Here is a 17,372-nt window from a genome sequence, read left to right as displayed (position 1 = left end):
GTGAGATTACCGGCAGGGGATCGCACACGGACCCACGCGCCCACCAGGCTGGCCGGACAACAAGACCCCGGCGCCGCTGTCACGGCCCGGGGCGTGGTCAACGCGTACTAGGAGCGTCGACAGTGAACCTTGTATCACTACTACTCGACAGGGCGAGAACACTCCTGTTCGGACGGGCGGAGCGCAGTGCATTCGCTGGCACGGAGCCGCCCTCTGGGGCCGGCCCCCGCTGGGCGGGGCCGGTGCCGTCGCCGGAGATGTGGGCCGCGGTCCTTGCCGGGGCGCGCCGCCGCAGGGCCCCGCACCTGTTCCCGGCGGCTACGTCGCCCGCTGCCACGGACGACGTCGGGGCCCCGGTGCGCCCCTACGTGCTGCCGCCCCAGGAGCGTGCTCGGGTCCTGGCCACGGCTGCCGGAGAGGTGCGGTGATGATGACGGCGTACGAGCCGCGTCTCGGAGACCTGGTCGAGGACACCGGCGGCAAGAAGGTCGGCAAGGTGATGGGCTTCATCGGCTTGTACGTGCAGCTGCGGCCGGTCGGTGGTGGCGTCGAGTGGGACGCGAAGCCGGAGAAGCTGCGGCCTGTCACCGTGGCCGACGCGCTCAGCGCGGGTGTGGCGGTGGCCAACGCCCGCTCACGGGGTGAGCGGGCATGACCAACTCCCTGCCGCCCGACATTCCCACCATGCGCGTCGCAACTCAGCGGGTGCTCGCGCAGGGAGCCGCGCCGCTCTCCGACGAGCAGCTGGAGACGCTGAGGCTTCAGCTGCGAGGGCATATCCAACTGCTCGGCCCCGAGATCGAGCGGGCGGCCCAGCGTCTCCCCAAGGGAGACTCGCTGCGCGAGTGCGCCCTGACCAGTGCCGGAGAAGCCCGGATGCGGCTTCTCCTGGGGCCGGGAGACACGGTCGTCGTCCGCGTGGCGGTGGTACAGAAGCTCGCCCGCTCGGTCCGCGCCCTTTGCGATCAGTACGAGCAGCTGGGCGGTGGACGCGTATGAAGGCGACCATCCGGCCTGCCACGGAGAAGGCTTCCCTGTCGGCGGAATGCACCCTGGGCCTGACGCCGGACTACCAGGGCTTGCACCGCGACTGCCGCCAGACCCGCGACATCCCGCTGCCGCACTCGCGCGGGCTGCTGTTGGTGCGCCGGTGTGGCTGCACCTGCCACAGGGGGACCGGATCCGCGTCGTGACCGCGGTCGCTGGTCTCCTGCTGTACGTGGCGGCCGTGACCGCTCCCGTCCTCGCCTTGGTGCTGGAGCGGACACCGTCCTGACGCTCCCCCACGGCGACCGCAGGATCAAGGTCGCACCACAGACGCCCGTCCCGTCGGAGGACCGCAAGCTCCGGCGGGCCGGGTCCCCAGACTCCCGCCCCGGCTTCCCGGAATCCTGGACAGGTCGAGCAGCCGCGGCGGGGCTCCCCATCCTCGACGGGCGCACCACTGCACAAGCCCGTCGAGGCGTCCACCCAACGCGAATTGGAGGCCCCATGAAGGCAGGCACGTTACGAGCCGAGGCGGCGGCAGCGCGCTCGCTCCTCGGTGATGAAGAGTTCGGCCACGTCGTCGCCACTGTGCTCGGCGACAACGAGGGCATGGAGCAGCGCGCCGCTGAACGGATCGTCGAGGAGGCGCTGAAGTTCGTCGCCACCTGCGCCGCGACGAACGGGGAGAGCATGCGCCCGTCCCGGGCGGTCGACAAGGGTTGGCACGCCCTCATCCTGCACACGCACACCTATGAGCGCCTCTGCTCGCGCCTCGGCCGCTTCGTCCACCACAGGCCCGACAAGCCGGCCTCCACGGAGGTTCGGAGCGAGGCGCTGGATCGTACGCAGGAACTGATGGCTCAGGCCGGGTACGAGCCGGACCGGACGTTGTGGCTCCAGCCCTCGGGATCCGCCGAGTGCGAGGGCGGCCCGGCCCCCTGCTGTGACTACTGCGGCCCCAAGAAGTAGACGCCCGGCCCTTGATACGCCCTCCCGTCGCGGACCGCAAGCCGCGGCGGGAGGGGTCCCCAGACTCCCGGGCCCATGTAAGGCCCCGGCGGGCGCACCGCCGAGCACAGGGCCTGACCTGGACTCATTGGACTGTGTAGACCTCTAACGGACGTCGAAGACGCTCTGTAGACTCCTCCGTCTGTTGCTCGCGTGTGGGGGGAGGCGGCTGAGCGATGGAGACGTTGGGGCCCGGGGATCCGCAGCGCATTGGTGCGTACCGGTTGCTGGCGCGGCTCGGTGCGGGGGGCATGGGGTACGTGTACCTGGCCCGCTCGGAGCGGGGCCGTACCGTCGCCGTGAAACTCGTGCGCGAGGAGCTGGCCGCGCAGGAGGAGTTCCGCGAGCGGTTCCGGCAGGAGGTGCAGGCCGCGCGGCGGGTCGGCGGGTACTGGACGGCGCCGGTGCTGGACGCCGACACCGAGGCCGCCGTGCCGTGGGTCGCCACCGGGTACGTCGCCGGGCCGAGCCTCCAGCAGGTCGTCGGGCAGGACCACGGTGCGCTGCCCGAGCGGACGGTCCGCATCCTCGCGGCCGGGCTCGCGCACGCGCTCAAGGACATCCACGCCGCCGGCATCGTCCACCGCGACCTCAAGCCGTCCAACGTGCTCGTCACCATCGACGGCCCGCGCGTCATCGACTTCGGCATCGCACGCGCCCTGGAGACCGTGACCGACGGCGGGCTCACGCGCACCGGGGCTCTCGTCGGATCGCCCGGCTTCATGGCGCCCGAGCAGGTGCGGGGCGACCGCATCACCCCGGCGTGCGACGTCTTCTGCCTCGGCTCGGTCCTCGCCTACGCCGCCACCGGCAACCTGCCCTTCGGCACCGCCAACAGCGGCGTGCACGCCCTGATGTTCCGCATCGCCCAGGAGGAACCGGGCCTGGAGGGCGTCCCCGAGGGCATCGCCGACCTGGTCCGCGACTGCCTGCGCAAGGACCCCGCCGCCCGCCCGAGTCTCGACCGCGTCCTGGAACGCACGGGCGCGGACGACACCGTCGCGGACGGCCGCGCCCTCGACCCGTGGCTGCCGAGTGCGCTGGTGGCCCAACTGGGGCGGCATGCGGTGCGGTTGCTGGACGCGGAGGACCCGGAGGGGGAGGGGGTTGCCGCCGACGGGCCTGTGGAGCAGCAGGGTTCTGGTTCCGAGGAGCGTCCCGGCCCTGACCCGACCCCCGAACACGCCCCCGCCGCCGACGAGTCGGCCCCGGGCCCCGCGCTGCCCCCGGCCCCCGCGACGGCGCCCGCCGCGATCCCCGGCCCGCCTCCGCCGGGCCGTCCGGGCGAGGGGCCGCCGCTGAACCACCTGCCCACCATGGTCGCGGGCCAGAGCACCACCGCGCCTCCGCCGGGGCCGGCTCCCGGCAGCCACCCGCAGACACCCCAGCCGAGCCACGCCCCGGGCGCCCCGGCCCACCAGGCGTCCTCGCCGAGCCCCGGCCCGGGCGCCCCGGTCCACCCGCAGTCGCCCCCGCCGAACCCCGCCCCGGCCCCCGTCCCCCACCCGCAGACACCCCCGCCCCCGTACCCGGCGTACGGCTACCCGCAGCAGCACCCCCAGCAGCACCCCCAGCCCGCCGCCCCGACTGGCGCCGCCCCGCCCTACTCCGGCTACGGCGGCCTCGGCGCAACCCCGCCCTACGGCCCGCCGCCCTACGGCACGGCTCCGCCCTACGGCACGGCTCCGCCCTACGGCACGGCTCCGCCGTACGCGCACCCGCAGGAGCCGCCGCGAAGAGACGGCCGTTCCACCGCGCTGCTCGTCGTGATCGCCCTGGTCGTCGCGCTCGCCGCGGGCGGGTCGGTGTACGCGCTGATGCAGGGCGGTGAGGGCGACCGGGCAGGCGGCGACCCCACCTCCACGCGGAGCACGGCCGCGCCCACCACCCCGGGCCCGTCCCCGACCACCTCGCCCTCCCCGGCGGACGGCGCGATCCCGACGGCGTACCTCGGCACCTGGACCACGACCATCGACAACGCCGACGGGCAGCACAGCCGCTCGCTCACCCTCCAGCAGGGGGAAGCGGGCGACACGGTCCTGTCCCTCGTGGCGGACGGCCCCACCGACGGGGGCGGCACCTACCACTGCGTGTTCGAAGGGGACCTGACGGCGGCCCCGGACGCCGACGGCCCGCTGAAGATCGGCCCGACCACCGTGACCGTCGGGCAGCCGCGCACCGCCTGCACCCCGGGCGCGGCCACCGAGGTCGCCCTCCTCCCGGACGGCACGCTCCAGCGCGTCAACACGAGCAGCGGGGAGAAGCTGACGTACACGAGGCAGTGACGAACTCCCGGTGCCCGTGAGGTCGTTGAACGTCCGGCGAATTCGAGCCGACCAATCCCGGATACCCGCTCGTACAGCCGTACGGTAACCAGACGATCGAGTTCGTCGGGCGGCAGCGGGGGCACCCACGATGGAATGGCTGAGCGCTGAGAACCTCGTGGCCGTGGCGACGGCCCTCCTCGGCATCATCGCCTCGGGCGTCATGGTCTGGTACGAGCGCCGGGTGCCGCGCCGCAAGCGCATCGGCTACCGCGTGCAGATGGACAACCCCATCGGCGACGACGTGCGCTCGGGGCGAGTCAACCCCCGTCTCGGCCTGTTCGACGAGGTCCCGGGCATGGCCGACGCGACCCTGGTCCTGCTGCGCATCGAGAACGACGGCTCGCAGGGCATCGACCGCGACGACTACACCGGCCCCGAACTCCACGGCCTCACCGCGGTGTTCACCGGCCGCACGGTCCGAGCCGTGTCGGTCACCCAGCCGTCGGACACCGACCACATCATGGACCACTTCACCGTGGGGCACGGCTTCGCCTACGAGGGCAACACGCTGCGCATCCCGCGCGTCCCCCTCAACCGCGGCGACCACTTCAAGCTGCTCGTGCTGCTGTCCGGCGGCGACGTCGGCGACGCGATACGGCTGGTCGGGGGCCTGCGCGACGGCGAGGTGCACCCCAACCGCAGTGCCACGCCCGACGAGAAGCCGCCGCTGTTCAGCCGGGCGGCGCGGCTGATCACCATCGCGCTCACGGCGAGCGTGGTCGTGCTGGCCGCGATCGTCGTCGCCCAGGACGACACCCCGCCCCCGATCGGCTGCGCGAGCGGCACGCTCACCCTCACCGGCTCGACCGCCTTCGCGCCCGTGCTGCGCGAGGTGGCCCACAAGTACGAGCGGGACTGCGGCGGCGACCCGGTCATCGAGGTGGACACCCATGGCTCCACGGCCGGGATCAGGGAGCTGGCGGCGGCCGGCGCCCAGGCGGCACGGGACGAGAAGGGCTCCCCGCCGGTGGTGGCGCTGTCGGACGGGCCGAAACCCGCCGGGCTGCCCGAACTGCGCGAGAACCGGGTGGCGGTGTCCGTCTTCGCGCTCGTGGTCAACGAGGACGTGGGGCTGAGGAACCTGTCCACGGAGGACGTCCGGCGCCTGTACCGGGGCGAGATCCGCAACTGGCGGCAGCTCGGCGGCCCCGATCTCCAGGTGCACCTGGTCAGCCGGGACGCCAACTCCGGGACGAGACAGGTGTTCCAGCGCCGGGTGCTGGGGCGGGGCGAGATCGCCAACTCCTCCGTCGACTGCGTCCACAAGGACGACCCGACGGCGGCCGTCATCCGCTGCGAACTCGACTCGACCGAGCAGGTGCTGGCCACGGTCGCCGACCTCCCGGGCGCCATCGGCTACAGCGAACTCAACCTGGCGGCCCGCGCGAAGGGCCTGCACTCGCTGCGCCTGGACGGCGACCCCGCCTCCGTCGACGCCATCGAAGACGGCACGAGCGACTACCCGTACCGCGAGATCGAGTACGCCTACACCTACGGCCGGCCCCCGGCCGACTCCCTGGCGTCGAGCTTCCTCACGTACCTCTCCCGCGGCAACGGCCAGGACGTCATCCGCACGCACGGCCATCTGCCGTGCTGGACGCCGGAGGGCCTCACGCTGTGCGCGCAGGACGACCCGAGCTGAGCCCCTTGTCGCCCGTTGGCGTGTCCACGACCATATGTAAAGGCCGGCACCCCCAGACCCGGGAGGACACATGCGCCCCAGCAGGAGAACGGTCCTGACCGCGACGGCGGCGGCGGGAGCGGCAGGGGCGACGGCGGGCACGGCCGCGGCGGCACCGCACCCGGGATCCGGCCGCCCGCCGGCGACGGCCCAGCGCCCCTCCCGTGAACTGCGGTCCCTGCTCGGGGAGATCGACCCGGACCGCATCGCGGCGACCGTCCACAAGCTCGTCTCCTTCGGCACCCGCCACACCCTCTCCGCGCAGGACGACCCCGCCCGCGGCATCGGCGCGGCCCGCGACTGGCTGCTGGCCGAACTCCACTCCTACGCCGCCGGGTCGGGCGGCCGGATGACGGCGGAACTCCAGTCGTACGTCCAGGAACCGGCCCCGCGCATCCCGGCCGCCACCCGCATCACGAACGTCGTCGCCACGCTGCGCGGCTCGGTCACCCCCGACCGGATCTACGTCGTCGCCGGCCACTACGACTCCCGTGTCACGGACGTCATGGACGCCACGTCCGACGCGCCCGGCGCGGACGACGACGCCTCGGGCGTGGCCGTCGTCCTGGAACTGGCCCGGGTGCTGGCCAGGCGCCGCCCGGCGTCGACGATCGTGTTCGCGGCGGTGGCGGGGGAGGAGCAGGGCCTGTACGGCTCCGCCCACATGGCACAGCGGTTCAGGGCGGCCGGGGCGGACGTCCAGGGCATGTTCACCAACGACATCGTCGGCAGCTCCACGGCGGACGACGGCACGCGGGACCCGTACACGATCCGCCTGTTCGCGGAGGGCGTCCCGTCCTCGGAGACCCCGGAACAGGCGGCGATCCGCCGCTCGGTGGGCGGCGAGAACGACTCCGCGACCCGCCAGCTGGCCCGGTTCGTGCGCGACGTGGCCGACAACGACGCGACGGGCATGAACGTCCGCGTGATCTACCGCCGCGACCGCTACCGCCGGGGCGGCGACCACATCCCGTTCCTCGAACGCGGCTACCCGGCCGCCCGCTTCACCGAGCCCGCCGAGGACTTCGCCCACCAGCACCAGGACGTACGCGTCGACGAGACGGGCAAGCAGTACGGCGACCTGCCGGAGTTCTGCGACTTCGACTTCACGGCCCGGGTGGCGAGGGTGAACGCGGCCGCCCTGTGGACCCTCGCCCAGGCCCCGGGCACCCCGAGGGGCGCGAAGATCCTCACGTCGACCCTCACGAACGCGACGGAGCTGGTGTGGAGCCGGGGCACGGAGCCCGACCTCGCGGGCTACGAGGTGGTCTGGCGCGAGACGACCGCCCCGGAGTGGACCCACGTCATCCCGGTCGGCGACGTCACGACCCACGAGGTGGACCTGTCCAAGGACAACGTCTTCTTCGGCGTACGAGCGGTCAACAGGGCGGGCCTACGGAGTCCGGTGGCCTTCCCCGCCCCGGCTGCCTGAGCGGCTGAGCTCCCTAGCTGCGGGCAATCGTGCCGCTAAGGGCGGCACGGGTGGGCGCAGCGGCACCCCGCTACGCCGGGCTGCGCACCCACCCGCCCCCGGCAGCAACGCCGAGCACCAGCAAACCCGGCCCCCCTCACCGCTGGTCCGGCGGCCGCTGCCGAGGCATGTTCGGCCGAGCCCCGCCATGCGGCGGCACGGTGAACCGCCCGTTCCCCCCCACCGTCTCGGCCCCGCGCCCACCCCCCGGAAACACCACGGCCTGCACCCCCACCGGCGCACCCCCGCTCCGGAACTCCCCCATCCAGTCGGCCGTCTCCACTCGCACCAGCTCGGTCACGTCCTCGGAGAACCTCCGCAGCACCCCGAGACACCGCTCGGCCGCCTCACCGGCCGTCCCCTCCGTCGGCCCCAGCACCTCCCGCACGCTCTCCGCCGCCCAGTCGAACTGCAAGGCCTGCAACCGCCGCTGCACCGCCTGCGCGGTCGCCACGTCCCGCATCCAGCCCGACGTCACCCCGAAGTACCGGTCGACGGCCACGCACGCCACCCCCAGCAGCAGCGCCAGGCACCCCCAGGGCGCGACCCCGCCCGCGACCCCGGTCAGATCCAGCAGCGGCAGCGCGACCCCGGTGACGGCGCCCACCGCCGTCCCGCAGCGCAGCACCCGCGCGCACCGCCGCTTCCACACCCGGTCTTCCAGATACCAGGCCGCCGTCTGCAGCGCCCCGCGCTCCACCCACCGGTACAGCTCGTCCAGCCGGGCCGCCGGCTCGCCCCAGTCCCCGAGCGGAAGGGCCCGCCCGGTCAGATCCCCCGGCCGCAGCCGAGCCGCCGCCCCCTCGCCCCGCCCGTCCTGAGGCGGCCCCTCGGGCTGCATCTCCGGCTGACCCACCCGGCACTCCTCACTGACCACGAATGACCATGCACGGTTCACTCACCGATCACGCCGCGCGACGGATCGACTCCGCATCCGGAACGCGCCCGACCCTTCCTACCCCCCAATGGGTGGCGAAGGCGTAGCTTTCGCCGCTTTTCCGCCCGGAAGTATTCCTTGATCAGTTATGGGGCGCGAGGGGGACTCACCCGAAAGAGTGCTGGAGCGACGGCAGGCCCGACCACGTAGGCTCGTGCCGAACGGGAAAACCCGTACCGAGCAAGGAGCTGATCGTGATCCCCGGTGGTGGCCAGCCCAACATGCAGCAGCTGCTCCAGCAGGCCCAGAAGATGCAGCAGGACCTGGCGCGGGCGCAGGAGGAACTGGCGCAGACGGAGGTCGACGGGCAGGCGGGCGGCGGCCTGGTGACCGCCACCGTCACCGGCGCCGGCGAACTGCGCGCCCTGAAGATCGACCCGAAGGCCGTGGACCCCGACGACACCGAGACCCTCGCGGACCTCGTCGTCGCGGCCGTCCAGGCGGCCAACGAGAACGCGCAGGCGCTCCAGCAGCAGAAGCTGGGCCCGCTCGCGCAGGGTCTGGGCGGCGGCGGGATTCCCGGCCTGCCGTTCTGACCCGCTCACCGCCTTCCTCGGACAGGCGGCTGACAACTACGGTACGTACGGGAGGTCGCGTACCGGCCTCGAAGACCCAGGAAGGGCAGTCCGTTGTACGAAGGCGTGGTCCAGGACCTGATCGACGAACTGGGGCGGCTGCCCGGCGTCGGTCCGAAGAGCGCGCAGCGGATCGCCTTCCACATCCTCCAGGCCGAGCCGACCGACGTACGGCGCCTCGCGCAGGCCCTGATGGAGGTCAAGGCGAAGGTCCGCTTCTGCGCGACCTGCGGCAACGTCGCGCAGGAGGAGCTGTGCAACATCTGCCGCGACACCCGCCGCGACCCGGCCGTCATCTGCGTGGTCGAGGAGCCGAAGGACGTCGTGGCGATCGAGCGGACCCGTGAGTTCCGGGGCCGCTACCACGTGCTGGGCGGCGCGATCAGCCCGATCGACGGGGTGGGCCCGGACGACCTGCGCATCAGGGAGCTCCTGGCCCGCCTCGCCGACGGCACGGTCACCGAGCTCATCCTCGCCACGGACCCGAACCTGGAGGGCGAGGCGACAGCGACGTACCTCGCCCGCATGATCAAGCCCATGGGCCTGAAGGTCACCCGCCTGGCCAGCGGCCTCCCGGTGGGTGGCGACCTGGAATACGCGGACGAGGTCACGCTCGGCCGCGCCTTCGAGGGGAGACGACTCCTAGATGTCTGACGCCACGCTGCACGCGACCGACCAGAACCCGGACGACTTCGCGGTCCAGATCGCGGATCAGGTCGAGAGCTTCCTGGTCGCCGTCACGGAGGTCGCCAAGGGCGACGAGCCGGAATCGGCCGTGCCCTTCCTTCTCCTGGAGGTCTCCCAGCTCCTGCTGGCCGGCGGCCGGCTCGGCGCGCACGAGGACATCGTGCCCGACGAGCGCTACGAGCCCGACACGGGCCCGGACGCGGACGTCGACGAACTCCGGGAGAACCTGGCCCGGCTGCTGGACCCCATCGACGTCTACTCCGAGGTCTTCGACCCCTACGAGCCCCGCAAGGCGCCGGTGCCGGCCCGTATCTCCGACGACCTCACGGACGTCATCACGGACCTGCGCCACGGCATGGCCCACTACCGGGCCGGCCGCACCTCGGAGGCCCTGTGGTGGTGGCAGTTCTCGTACTTCTCCAACTGGGGCTCCACGGCGTCGGCGACCCTGCGGGCGCTCCAGTCGGTCCTCGCCCACGTCCGCCTCAACCAGCCCCTGGCCGAGCTCGACGGCCTGGACACGGACCAGGGCATGGGCGACGACACGCTGGAGATCGAGGCGGGCCGGGTCATGGCGGAGGAGATCGCGGGCCCGCTGGGCCTGCGCCCGGCGCAGTAGGAGGGCAGGAGGCCGGTCAGATCGGGACGGCCGTCCCGGTGACGCCGATCCCGGTGTGCGGGCCGGCCGGCACCGACACGGTGATCGTGCTCGGCCGTCCCATGTCCGCACCCTGATGGACCGTCAGGGTCGCGGGTGCGGTGACGAGGTCCAGCTCGCGCAGATAGCCGCCGAACGCGGCGGCCGCCGCACCCGTGGCCGGGTCCTCGACGACACCGCCCGGCGGGAACGGGTTGCGGGCGTGGAACACCGTGGGGGACTCCCGCCACACCAGGTCGACGGTGGTCCAGCCCTCGCGGTGCATGAGGGCGGTGAGCGCGGGGACGTCGTAGTCGAGGTCGGCGAGGCGCCGCCGGCTCCCGGCGGCGACGACCGGGTGCCAGGCGCCGGCGTAGGCCGCGCGCGGCGGCAGCGCCGGGTCGAGGTCCTCGGCCGGCCAGCGCAGGGCCGTCAGCAGTTCGTCCAGCACGGCCGGCGGGATCGGTGCCGTCCGCGGTGCGACGCTCACCAGGGTCGCCACCACGGTGCCGTCCTCGGCCCGGTCGGTGGTGACGGCGACCTCGCCGGCCCTGGTGCGCAGCCGCAGGCTCCCGGTCCCGTGAGCCCGGGCGTGGGCGACGGCCGTCGCGATCGTCGCGTGCCCGCAGAACGGCACCTCGGCGAGCGGGCTGAAGTACCGCACGTCCAGCAGGCCGTCGCCGGACGCCGTCACGAACGCCGTCTCCGAATAGCCGACTTCGGCCGCGGCCGCCTGCATCGCCGCGTCGTCGGCCCCGGTCGCGTCGAGCACCACGCCCGCGGGGTTGCCGCCCTTGGGGTCGGTGCTGAAGGCGACGTAGCGCAGTATCTCCATCCGCTTCTCCATTCGCCGACCGTAGCGCGCGCTCGGCCTCGTCACGCGGGTTTTTTCTGCGTCCCGGCGGGCGCCGGCGCGATGATGGGCCCATGACGACGGGGCGCTCGAAGGCGTTGATGTGGACGGGGATCGGGCTGTGCGCGGCCGGGGCCCTCGGGCTGGTCGTGGGGGGTGTGCTGGATGTCGAAGCGGCGGACCCCTGGGCGAGTGTGGCCGGGGGAGCGGCCGGGCTGGTCGGGCTGGCGCTCACGATCCACGCCCTCTTCTCGGGAAGGGGCGGTGGTACGCCCGGCGCGTCCTCGGTGACCGCGAACGGCGCGCGGTCGGTCGCCGCCGGCGGGAGCATCGGTACCGTCGCGACCGGGGACGGGGCGTCCGTGCCGCCCCCGGCCTCCCCGCCCGCCCCGCCCGCTGCGGCGCCGCGTCCCGCGGGCGGGTCCGTCACCGCCTCCGGTGACCGTTCCGTCGCGGCGGGCGGTGACATCGGGAGCGTGTCGACGGGAGACGCGTGAGCGAGAGGTCCGCACGGGCTGCCCTCGCCGCGGCCCGCACCCCCGGGACGACGTGATCGCCCCGTCACGGCACGTGATTTATCTCCTCCTTGTACGGCCCCTGTACGACGGCTGCACAGGCCCTAACCGGTGTCACGCGAATCTGGAGTCACTTCCTCCCCCGGAAGCGAACCGGAGCCAACGGAGGGAGCAACTGCCCTCCCGCCTGAAGGAGTTCGCGATGACCACTCGTTCCACCGGCAAGCGCATAGCCATCGCCACCGCAGTCGCCGTCGTCGCCGCCGGCACCTTCGCCGCCGGCGCCGGGATCGCCGGAGCCGACTCCGGGAGCACGTCCAGGACTTCTGCCAGGATGGCCACCGAGGCGCAGGTGCTCGGCCTGTTCGACAACTGGAACGCCGCGCTCCAGACGGGCGACCCGCAGAAGGTCGCCGCGCTGTACGCGGAGGACGCGGTCCTGCTGCCGACCGTCTCCAACCACGTCCGCAAGGACAGAGCCGAGATCGTCGACTACTTCGAGCACTTCCTCCAGCACAAGCCGTTCGGCACGAAGATCGAGTCCGTGGTCAACGTCCTCGACCGCGACACCGTCATCGACACGGGCGTCTACGAGTTCACGCTCACCAACCACCAGACGGGCGAGAAGAGCAACGTCAAGGCCCGCTACACCTACGCCTACGAGAAGCAGGCCGACGGCAGGTGGCTCATCGTCAACCACCACTCCTCGAAGATGCCCGAGGGGTGATGACCGCGGGGTGAGCCGCCTCAGCGGTCGGCCCGGGGGGACGCCCGCAGCGTGATCGTCACGCACAGGCCGCCCCCGGGTGCGTCCGTCAGGGCCACGGTCCCGCCGTCGTCCGTCGCCAGCTGCCTGACGACGGCGAGGCCGAGGCCGGAACCGGACTTCCCGGTCAGGCCCTGGCCCCGCCAGAAGCGGTCGAAGGCACGGGACTTCTCGGCGTCCGACATGCCGGGTCCCTCGTCCAGCACCGACACCCCCACCACATCGCCCCGGGGCTCCACCCGCACGGTGATCGTCCCGCCGTCCGGTGAGACCTCCAGGGCGTTGGAGAGCACGTTGTCCAGCATCTGGTCCAGAGCACCAGGGCTGGCCAGCACAGACGGCCGGCCGTCGGTACTCCCCCTGAGCGCGATGGTGACTCCGCGCTCGTCGGCGGCCGGCCTCCACACGGCGAGCCGCTCCCACACGCTGTCCATCAGCGGGAGCGGCTCGGCCGCCGACACCTTGGCCTCGGCCCGGGCCAGCACCAGCAGTCCGTTGACCAGACGGCTCATCCGGACGACCTCCGCCGTCGCCTGCTCCACGTCCTCCCGTACGAACTCGTCGTTCACCCCGTCCGCGATGTTGTCCAGGGACAGCCGCAGTGCCGTCAGCGGCGTGCGCAGCTGGTGGGAGGCGTCGGCGACGAAAATGCGCTGGGCCGCGATCAGCGTGTCCAGGCGTTCCGCGCCCTGGTTGAGGGTGCGCGCCAGGGTCTGCGTCTCCGGCGGGCCCGTCACAGGGGAGCGGGCGGTCAGATCGCCGTCGCTGAACTTGCTGGCCATGTCGTTGAGCTGGCGCAGCGGCCGGGTGAGCCGGCGGGCCACCCCGACACCGAGCAGGGCCGCCACCCCGAGGACGAGCACGGCGAGGATCGCGCGGAACCCCCAGATCTGCCACAGGCGGTCGGTCATCTCGTCCGTCGAGTACACGACCCGCACCGCACCCACGACCCGGTCCGTGCCGGTCGCGCGGGCGGGCACGGTGACCACCAGATCGGGGCCCCAGATGAAGGAGGAGCCCCAGTCGGTCGTGGGTTCACCCTTCTCCAGGGCCTTGGTCAGTGCCGCGTCCGCCGCCGGGCGCGGCAGGTCCGCCGGGCAGCTCGCGGTGCGGGTGACCTGGATCTCGTCCTCGTAGGCCTTGGCCATCTCCTCCAGGGCCTGGCAGGAGGCGGCCCGGCCGTCGCCCAGCAGCAGGGCCATGGCGTCGGCCTCGCGCAGGACGGCCGATTTGGTGTCACCCCGCAGCTGATCGGTCAGCGTGAACGCCACCGGCACGGTGAACAGCGCGATGGCGACCGCGACGAGCAGCACGTAGCTGCGGACGAGCTGGCGGATCATGAGGAGTCGCCGCCGCCGGTCGCGTCGCCGCCCTCGGCGATCTCCAGCCGGAAACCGACCCCGCGCACCGCCTCGATCGTGATCGCGCCCGCCAGCTTCCGCCGCAGCGCCGCCACGTGCACGTCCAGCGTCTTCGTCGGCCCGAACCAGTTGGCGTCCCAGACCGCTTCCATGATCTGCTCGCGCGACATCAGCGCCCCGGGCTCCTCGGTGAGGAAGGCCAGCAGGTCGTACTCCTTGGGGGCGAGGGCCACCTCCTCGCCGTCGAGGCGCACCCGGGCCGCCTTGCGGTCGATGGTCAGGCGCGTGCCGTAGCGGTCGGGGCCGGCCTCGGGCGTCCCCCCGGCGGCGGTGCGGGGCTGCACGCGGCGCATGACCGCCCGTATCCGGGCGATGACCTCCCGGACGCCGAACGGCTTGGAGACGTAGTCGTCCGCGCCGAGCTCCAGGCCCACCACCCGGTCCGTCTCCTCGCTGCGGGCGCTGATCACGATGATCGGGACGTCACCGCGCTCGCGCAGCGCCCTGCAGACGTCCAGGCCGTCGGTGTCGGGCAGGCCGAGATCCAGCAGGACGACCTCGTAGGGCCCCTCGTGCCTCAGCGCCGCCTCGCCGGTGCTGACCCACTCGACCTCGAAGCCGTAGCGCTTGAGGCCGCGTCTCAGGGACTGGGCGACCGGTTCGTCATCTTCCACCAGAAGTACGCGCACGGCCGAACAATATGCTTAAAAGTTGGATCTCAGAGATCGTCGGCCGGCGATTGTGACGCCGGGCACTTTCTCGCGTGGCCTGTGCCCAGATGGGCATGAGCAGCTCTGGACGAGTGGCCGGGAAATCTCACCATGCGATACCGCGGAAGGGATTTTCGGACGCTCGTTAGACTGAGCCGACCGCAGTACGAATGCGTATGAGCGGATAGAGACGGATTGAGCGAGGAGCGCACGTGGGCCTTGTCGTGCAGAAGTACGGAGGCTCCTCCGTAGCCGATGCCGAGGGCATCAAGCGCGTCGCCAAGCGGATCGTGGAAGCGAAGCAGAACGGCAACCAGGTGGTTGCCGTCGTTTCCGCGATGGGCGACACGACGGACGAGCTGATCGATCTCGCCGAGCAGGTTTCCCCGATGCCTGCCGGGCGCGAGCTCGACATGCTGCTGACCGCCGGAGAGCGGATCTCCATGGCCCTGCTGGCCATGGCGATCAAAAAGCTGGGCCACGAGGCCCAGTCGTTCACCGGCAGCCAGGCAGGTGTCATCACCGACTCGGTCCACAACAAAGCCCGGATCATCGACGTCACACCGGGTCGGATCAAGACCTCGGTGGACGAGGGCAACATCGCGATCGTCGCCGGTTTCCAGGGTGTCAGCCAGGACACCAAGGACATCACCACGCTCGGCCGCGGCGGCTCCGACACCACGGCGGTGGCCCTGGCCGCCGCCCTCGACGCCGACGTGTGCGAGATCTACACCGACGTCGACGGCGTGTTCACCGCCGACCCGCGTGTGGTGAAGAAGGCCCGGAAGATCGACTGGATCTCCTTCGAGGACATGCTCGAACTGGCGGCGTCCGGGTCCAAGGTGCTGCTCCACCGCTGTGTGGAGTACGCCCGCCGGTACAACATCCCGATCCACGTCCGGTCCAGCTTCAGCGGACTTCAGGGCACATGGGTCAGCAGCGAGCCGATCGAGCAAGGGGACAAGCAGGTGGAGCAGGCTCTCATCTCCGGTGTCGCGCACGACACCTCCGAGGCCAAGGTCACGGTCGTCGGCGTGCCGGACAAGCCGGGCGAGGCGGCCTCGATCTTCCGCACGATCGCCGACGCCGAGATCAACATCGACATGGTCGTGCAGAACGTGTCCGCCGCCTCCACGGGCCTGACGGACATCTCCTTCACGCTGCCGAAGACCGAGGGCCGCAAGGCCATCGACGCGCTGGAGAAGAACAAGGCCGGCATCGGCTTCGACTCCCTGCGCTACGACGACCAGATCGGCAAGATCTCCCTCGTCGGCGCCGGCATGAAGACCAACCCGGGCGTCACGGCCGACTTCTTCACGGCGCTGTCCGACGCGGGCGTGAACATCGAGTTGATCTCGACCTCCGAGATCCGCATCTCGGTCGTCACGCGCGCCGACGACGTGCCCGAGGCCGTCCGTGCCGTGCACTCCGCGTTCGGGCTCGACTCCGACAGTGACGAGGCCGTCGTCTACGGAGGCACCGGCCGCTGATGGCCGACCTTCGACGGGGCGGCCGGACCGGCCGATCGGGCCGGCCCACGCTCGCCGTGGTGGGAGCGACCGGAGCCGTCGGCACGGTCATGCTCCAGATCCTGTCCCACCGGGCGGACATCTGGGGCGAGATCCGACTGGTCGCCTCCCCGCGCTCGGCCGGCCGCAAGCTGGCCGTGCGCGGCGAGGAGACCGAGGTCCTGGCGCTCACCGAGGAGGCCTTCGACGGCGTCGACGTCGCCCTGTTCGACGTCCCCGACGAGGTCGCCGAGCGGTGGGCGCCCCTGGCCGCCGCCAAGGGCGCGGTGGTGGTCGACAACTCGGGCACGTTCCGGATGCATCCGGACGTGCCCCTCGTCGTGCCCGAGGTCAATCCGCACGCCGTGCGCATGCGCCCGCGCGGCATCATCGCCAACCCCAGCTGCACCACGCTCTCCATGATCGTCGCCCTGGGCGCGCTGCACGCCGAGTTCGGGCTGCGCGAGCTGGTGGCCTCCTCGTACCAGGCCGTGAGCGGCGCCGGGCGCGCGGGCGTGGCGACGCTGCGGGAGCAGCTCTCCCTGGTCGCCGGCACGGAGCTGGGCACCAGCCCCGGTGACGTACGGCGGGCCGTCGGCGACCGCACCGGGCCGTTCCCGGAGCCGGTCGCGCTGAACGTCGTGCCGTGGGCCGGTTCGGCGCGCGAGGACGGCTGGTCCTCGGAGGAGCTGAAGGTGCGGGACGAGTCCCGCAAGATCCTCGGCCTGCCCGGCCTTCCGGTGGCCGTCACCTGCGTCCGCGTGCCGGTGATCACCACGCACTCCCTGACCGTGCACGCCCGCTTCGAGGGCGAGGTCACCGTCGACAAGGCCCGCGAGATCCTCGCCACCGCGCCCGGTGTCGTGCTGTTCGACAACCCGGCCGCCGGGGAGTTCCCGACCCCCGCCGACGTGGTCGGCACCGACCCGACCTGGGTCGGGCGGGTCCGCCGCGCCCTGGACGACCCCACGGCCCTCGAACTCTTCGTGTGCGGGGACAACCTGCGCAAGGGGTCCGCGCTCAACACCGCGCAGATCGCCGAGTTGGTCGCGGCCGAGCTGTCCTGAGAGGACGGGCGAGCTGTCCTGGGCGGACGGCCGGGCTTTTCGTGAAGTTTCGCGACGGCGAAAACTCCGGCTTGCGCCGTACGTGGTTTGTAGGATCCATGTGTGACATGTGATCCGGTCGATGGTCCGGACCACTTGTCCCCGGCGCTTCGGCATCAGAGGATTTACCTCCCCGCCCTCCGCAACCATGCGGAGGGCGGGGAGCGTCTTTGCGGTCACCCTCCGGCCGTGGGAGCGCTTCATCAGGCGTGGGGACGCCTGGACCGGACGTGGGGACGTCCG

Annotated in this window: 18 protein-coding genes; 14 read left to right on the top strand and 4 right to left on the bottom strand. The window is 72.3% G+C overall.

Annotated elements, in window-relative coordinates:
* Window positions 1-427 precede the first annotated feature (427 nt).
* The 7 genes from IE255_RS23910 (at window position 428) to IE255_RS23885 (ending at window position 7,435) form a co-directional block, all read left to right on the top strand.
* Window positions 428-655 (top strand): hypothetical protein, encoded by a 228-nt coding sequence (locus tag IE255_RS23910; RefSeq protein WP_372487542.1) that lies wholly within the window; start codon window positions 428-430, stop codon window positions 653-655.
* Between the two features lie 29 nt (window positions 656-684).
* Complete coding sequence (locus IE255_RS23905) at window positions 685-999, top strand: DUF6415 family natural product biosynthesis protein (protein ID WP_229906537.1); 315 nt, start codon at window positions 685-687, stop codon at window positions 997-999.
* A gap of 151 nt (window positions 1,000-1,150) precedes the next feature.
* Window positions 1,151-1,276, top strand: coding sequence for a hypothetical protein (locus tag IE255_RS39945; protein WP_267974474.1), 126 nt, complete (start codon window positions 1,151-1,153; stop codon window positions 1,274-1,276).
* A gap of 215 nt (window positions 1,277-1,491) precedes the next feature.
* Window positions 1,492-1,956 carry a glycine-rich domain-containing protein gene (locus IE255_RS23900; protein ID WP_190052421.1) on the top strand — a complete coding sequence of 155 codons (465 nt, stop codon included), beginning with the start codon at window positions 1,492-1,494 and terminating at the stop codon, window positions 1,954-1,956.
* Window positions 1,957-2,171: 215 nt separating this feature from the next.
* Window positions 2,172-4,280, top strand: coding sequence for a serine/threonine-protein kinase (locus IE255_RS23895; protein ID WP_190052420.1), 2,109 nt, complete (start codon window positions 2,172-2,174; stop codon window positions 4,278-4,280).
* Between the two features lie 130 nt (window positions 4,281-4,410).
* The gene (locus tag IE255_RS23890) at window positions 4,411-5,964 is read left to right on the top strand and encodes a substrate-binding domain-containing protein (RefSeq protein WP_190052419.1); all 1,554 of its coding nucleotides are present in this window, start codon (window positions 4,411-4,413) and stop codon (window positions 5,962-5,964) included.
* Window positions 5,965-6,034: 70 nt separating this feature from the next.
* The gene (locus tag IE255_RS23885; RefSeq protein WP_190052418.1) at window positions 6,035-7,435 is read left to right on the top strand and encodes a M20/M25/M40 family metallo-hydrolase; all 1,401 of its coding nucleotides are present in this window, start codon (window positions 6,035-6,037) and stop codon (window positions 7,433-7,435) included.
* Window positions 7,436-7,571: 136 nt separating this feature from the next.
* Here the strand turns inward: IE255_RS23885 and IE255_RS23880 are convergent, their stop codons facing one another.
* Window positions 7,572-8,330: an SLATT domain-containing protein gene (locus IE255_RS23880; RefSeq protein WP_190052417.1), complete on the bottom strand. Its 759-nt coding sequence runs from the start codon at window positions 8,328-8,330 to the stop codon at window positions 7,572-7,574.
* A gap of 275 nt (window positions 8,331-8,605) precedes the next feature.
* Here IE255_RS23880 and IE255_RS23875 point away from each other — a divergent pair, with 275 nt between their 5' ends.
* The 3 genes from IE255_RS23875 to IE255_RS23865 all read left to right on the top strand — a co-directional run bounded on the left by IE255_RS23875 (window position 8,606) and on the right by IE255_RS23865 (window position 10,292).
* Window positions 8,606-8,947, top strand: a complete 342-nt coding sequence (locus tag IE255_RS23875; RefSeq protein ID WP_190052416.1) for a YbaB/EbfC family nucleoid-associated protein — start codon at window positions 8,606-8,608, stop codon at window positions 8,945-8,947.
* 93 nt (window positions 8,948-9,040) lie between these two features.
* On the top strand, window positions 9,041-9,640 hold the full coding sequence (recR, locus tag IE255_RS23870; RefSeq protein WP_003991835.1) for a recombination mediator RecR: 600 nt from the start codon (window positions 9,041-9,043) through the stop codon (window positions 9,638-9,640).
* Complete coding sequence (locus IE255_RS23865; RefSeq protein WP_190052415.1) at window positions 9,633-10,292, top strand: DUF5063 domain-containing protein; 660 nt, start codon at window positions 9,633-9,635, stop codon at window positions 10,290-10,292. Before recR ends, IE255_RS23865 begins: the two co-directional genes overlap by 8 nt.
* Before the next feature lie 16 nt (window positions 10,293-10,308).
* Here IE255_RS23865 and IE255_RS23860 read toward each other — a convergent pair whose 3' ends face one another.
* Window positions 10,309-11,145 (bottom strand): PhzF family phenazine biosynthesis protein, encoded by an 837-nt coding sequence (locus IE255_RS23860; protein WP_190052610.1) that lies wholly within the window; start codon window positions 11,143-11,145, stop codon window positions 10,309-10,311.
* A 92-nt stretch (window positions 11,146-11,237) separates the two neighbouring features.
* Between IE255_RS23860 and IE255_RS23855 the strand changes: the two genes are divergently transcribed.
* Window positions 11,238-11,660: a hypothetical protein gene (locus IE255_RS23855; protein ID WP_229906536.1), complete on the top strand. Its 423-nt coding sequence runs from the start codon at window positions 11,238-11,240 to the stop codon at window positions 11,658-11,660.
* Between the two features lie 220 nt (window positions 11,661-11,880).
* On the top strand, window positions 11,881-12,405 hold the full coding sequence (locus IE255_RS23850) for an SgcJ/EcaC family oxidoreductase (protein WP_190052414.1): 525 nt from the start codon (window positions 11,881-11,883) through the stop codon (window positions 12,403-12,405).
* A gap of 20 nt (window positions 12,406-12,425) precedes the next feature.
* On the opposite strand, the gene IE255_RS23845 is transcribed toward IE255_RS23850, so the two are convergent.
* Together IE255_RS23845 and IE255_RS23840 are read right to left on the bottom strand one after the other, a co-directional pair.
* Window positions 12,426-13,784 (bottom strand): sensor histidine kinase, encoded by a 1,359-nt coding sequence (locus tag IE255_RS23845; RefSeq protein ID WP_190052413.1) that lies wholly within the window; start codon window positions 13,782-13,784, stop codon window positions 12,426-12,428.
* Window positions 13,781-14,494, bottom strand: coding sequence for a response regulator transcription factor (locus IE255_RS23840; RefSeq protein WP_190052412.1), 714 nt, complete (start codon window positions 14,492-14,494; stop codon window positions 13,781-13,783). Before IE255_RS23840 ends, IE255_RS23845 begins: the two co-directional genes overlap by 4 nt.
* Before the next feature lie 233 nt (window positions 14,495-14,727).
* Here IE255_RS23840 and IE255_RS23835 point away from each other — a divergent pair, with 233 nt between their 5' ends.
* Both IE255_RS23835 and IE255_RS23830 read left to right on the top strand, forming a co-directional pair.
* Window positions 14,728-16,005 (top strand): aspartate kinase, encoded by a 1,278-nt coding sequence (locus IE255_RS23835; RefSeq protein WP_190052411.1) that lies wholly within the window; start codon window positions 14,728-14,730, stop codon window positions 16,003-16,005.
* A complete protein-coding gene (locus tag IE255_RS23830; protein WP_190052410.1) occupies window positions 16,005-17,090 on the top strand; it encodes an aspartate-semialdehyde dehydrogenase in 1,086 nt (361 codons plus the stop codon). The genes IE255_RS23835 and IE255_RS23830 overlap by 1 nt, the downstream gene beginning before the upstream one ends.
* The last annotated feature ends 282 nt before the right edge of the window (window positions 17,091-17,372 follow it).

The sequence above is a fragment of the Streptomyces lomondensis genome (genome assembly GCF_014651035.1).
GTDB lineage: Bacteria > Actinomycetota > Actinomycetes > Streptomycetales > Streptomycetaceae > Streptomyces > Streptomyces lomondensis.
Note: the sequence above shows the minus strand (reverse complement) of the source record. Positions and strands in the feature narration are given on the sequence as shown.

Coding starts and splice junctions, on each gene's coding strand:
- IE255_RS23910 (WP_372487542.1), top strand. CDS start 428: ATGATGACGGCGTACGAGCCGCGTCTCGGAGACCTGGTCGAGGACACC.
- IE255_RS23905 (WP_229906537.1), top strand. CDS start 685: ATGCGCGTCGCAACTCAGCGGGTGCTCGCGCAGGGAGCCGCGCCGCTC.
- IE255_RS23900 (WP_190052421.1), top strand. CDS start 1,492: ATGAAGGCAGGCACGTTACGAGCCGAGGCGGCGGCAGCGCGCTCGCTC.
- IE255_RS23895 (WP_190052420.1), top strand. CDS start 2,172: ATGGAGACGTTGGGGCCCGGGGATCCGCAGCGCATTGGTGCGTACCGG.
- IE255_RS23890 (WP_190052419.1), top strand. CDS start 4,411: ATGGAATGGCTGAGCGCTGAGAACCTCGTGGCCGTGGCGACGGCCCTC.
- IE255_RS23885 (WP_190052418.1), top strand. CDS start 6,035: ATGCGCCCCAGCAGGAGAACGGTCCTGACCGCGACGGCGGCGGCGGGA.
- IE255_RS23865 (WP_190052415.1), top strand. CDS start 9,633: ATGTCTGACGCCACGCTGCACGCGACCGACCAGAACCCGGACGACTTC.
- IE255_RS23860 (WP_190052610.1), bottom strand. CDS start 11,145: ATGGAGATACTGCGCTACGTCGCCTTCAGCACCGACCCCAAGGGCGGC.
- IE255_RS23855 (WP_229906536.1), top strand. CDS start 11,238: ATGACGACGGGGCGCTCGAAGGCGTTGATGTGGACGGGGATCGGGCTG.
- IE255_RS23850 (WP_190052414.1), top strand. CDS start 11,881: ATGACCACTCGTTCCACCGGCAAGCGCATAGCCATCGCCACCGCAGTC.
- IE255_RS23845 (WP_190052413.1), bottom strand. CDS start 13,784: ATGATCCGCCAGCTCGTCCGCAGCTACGTGCTGCTCGTCGCGGTCGCC.
- IE255_RS23830 (WP_190052410.1), top strand. CDS start 16,005: ATGGCCGACCTTCGACGGGGCGGCCGGACCGGCCGATCGGGCCGGCCC.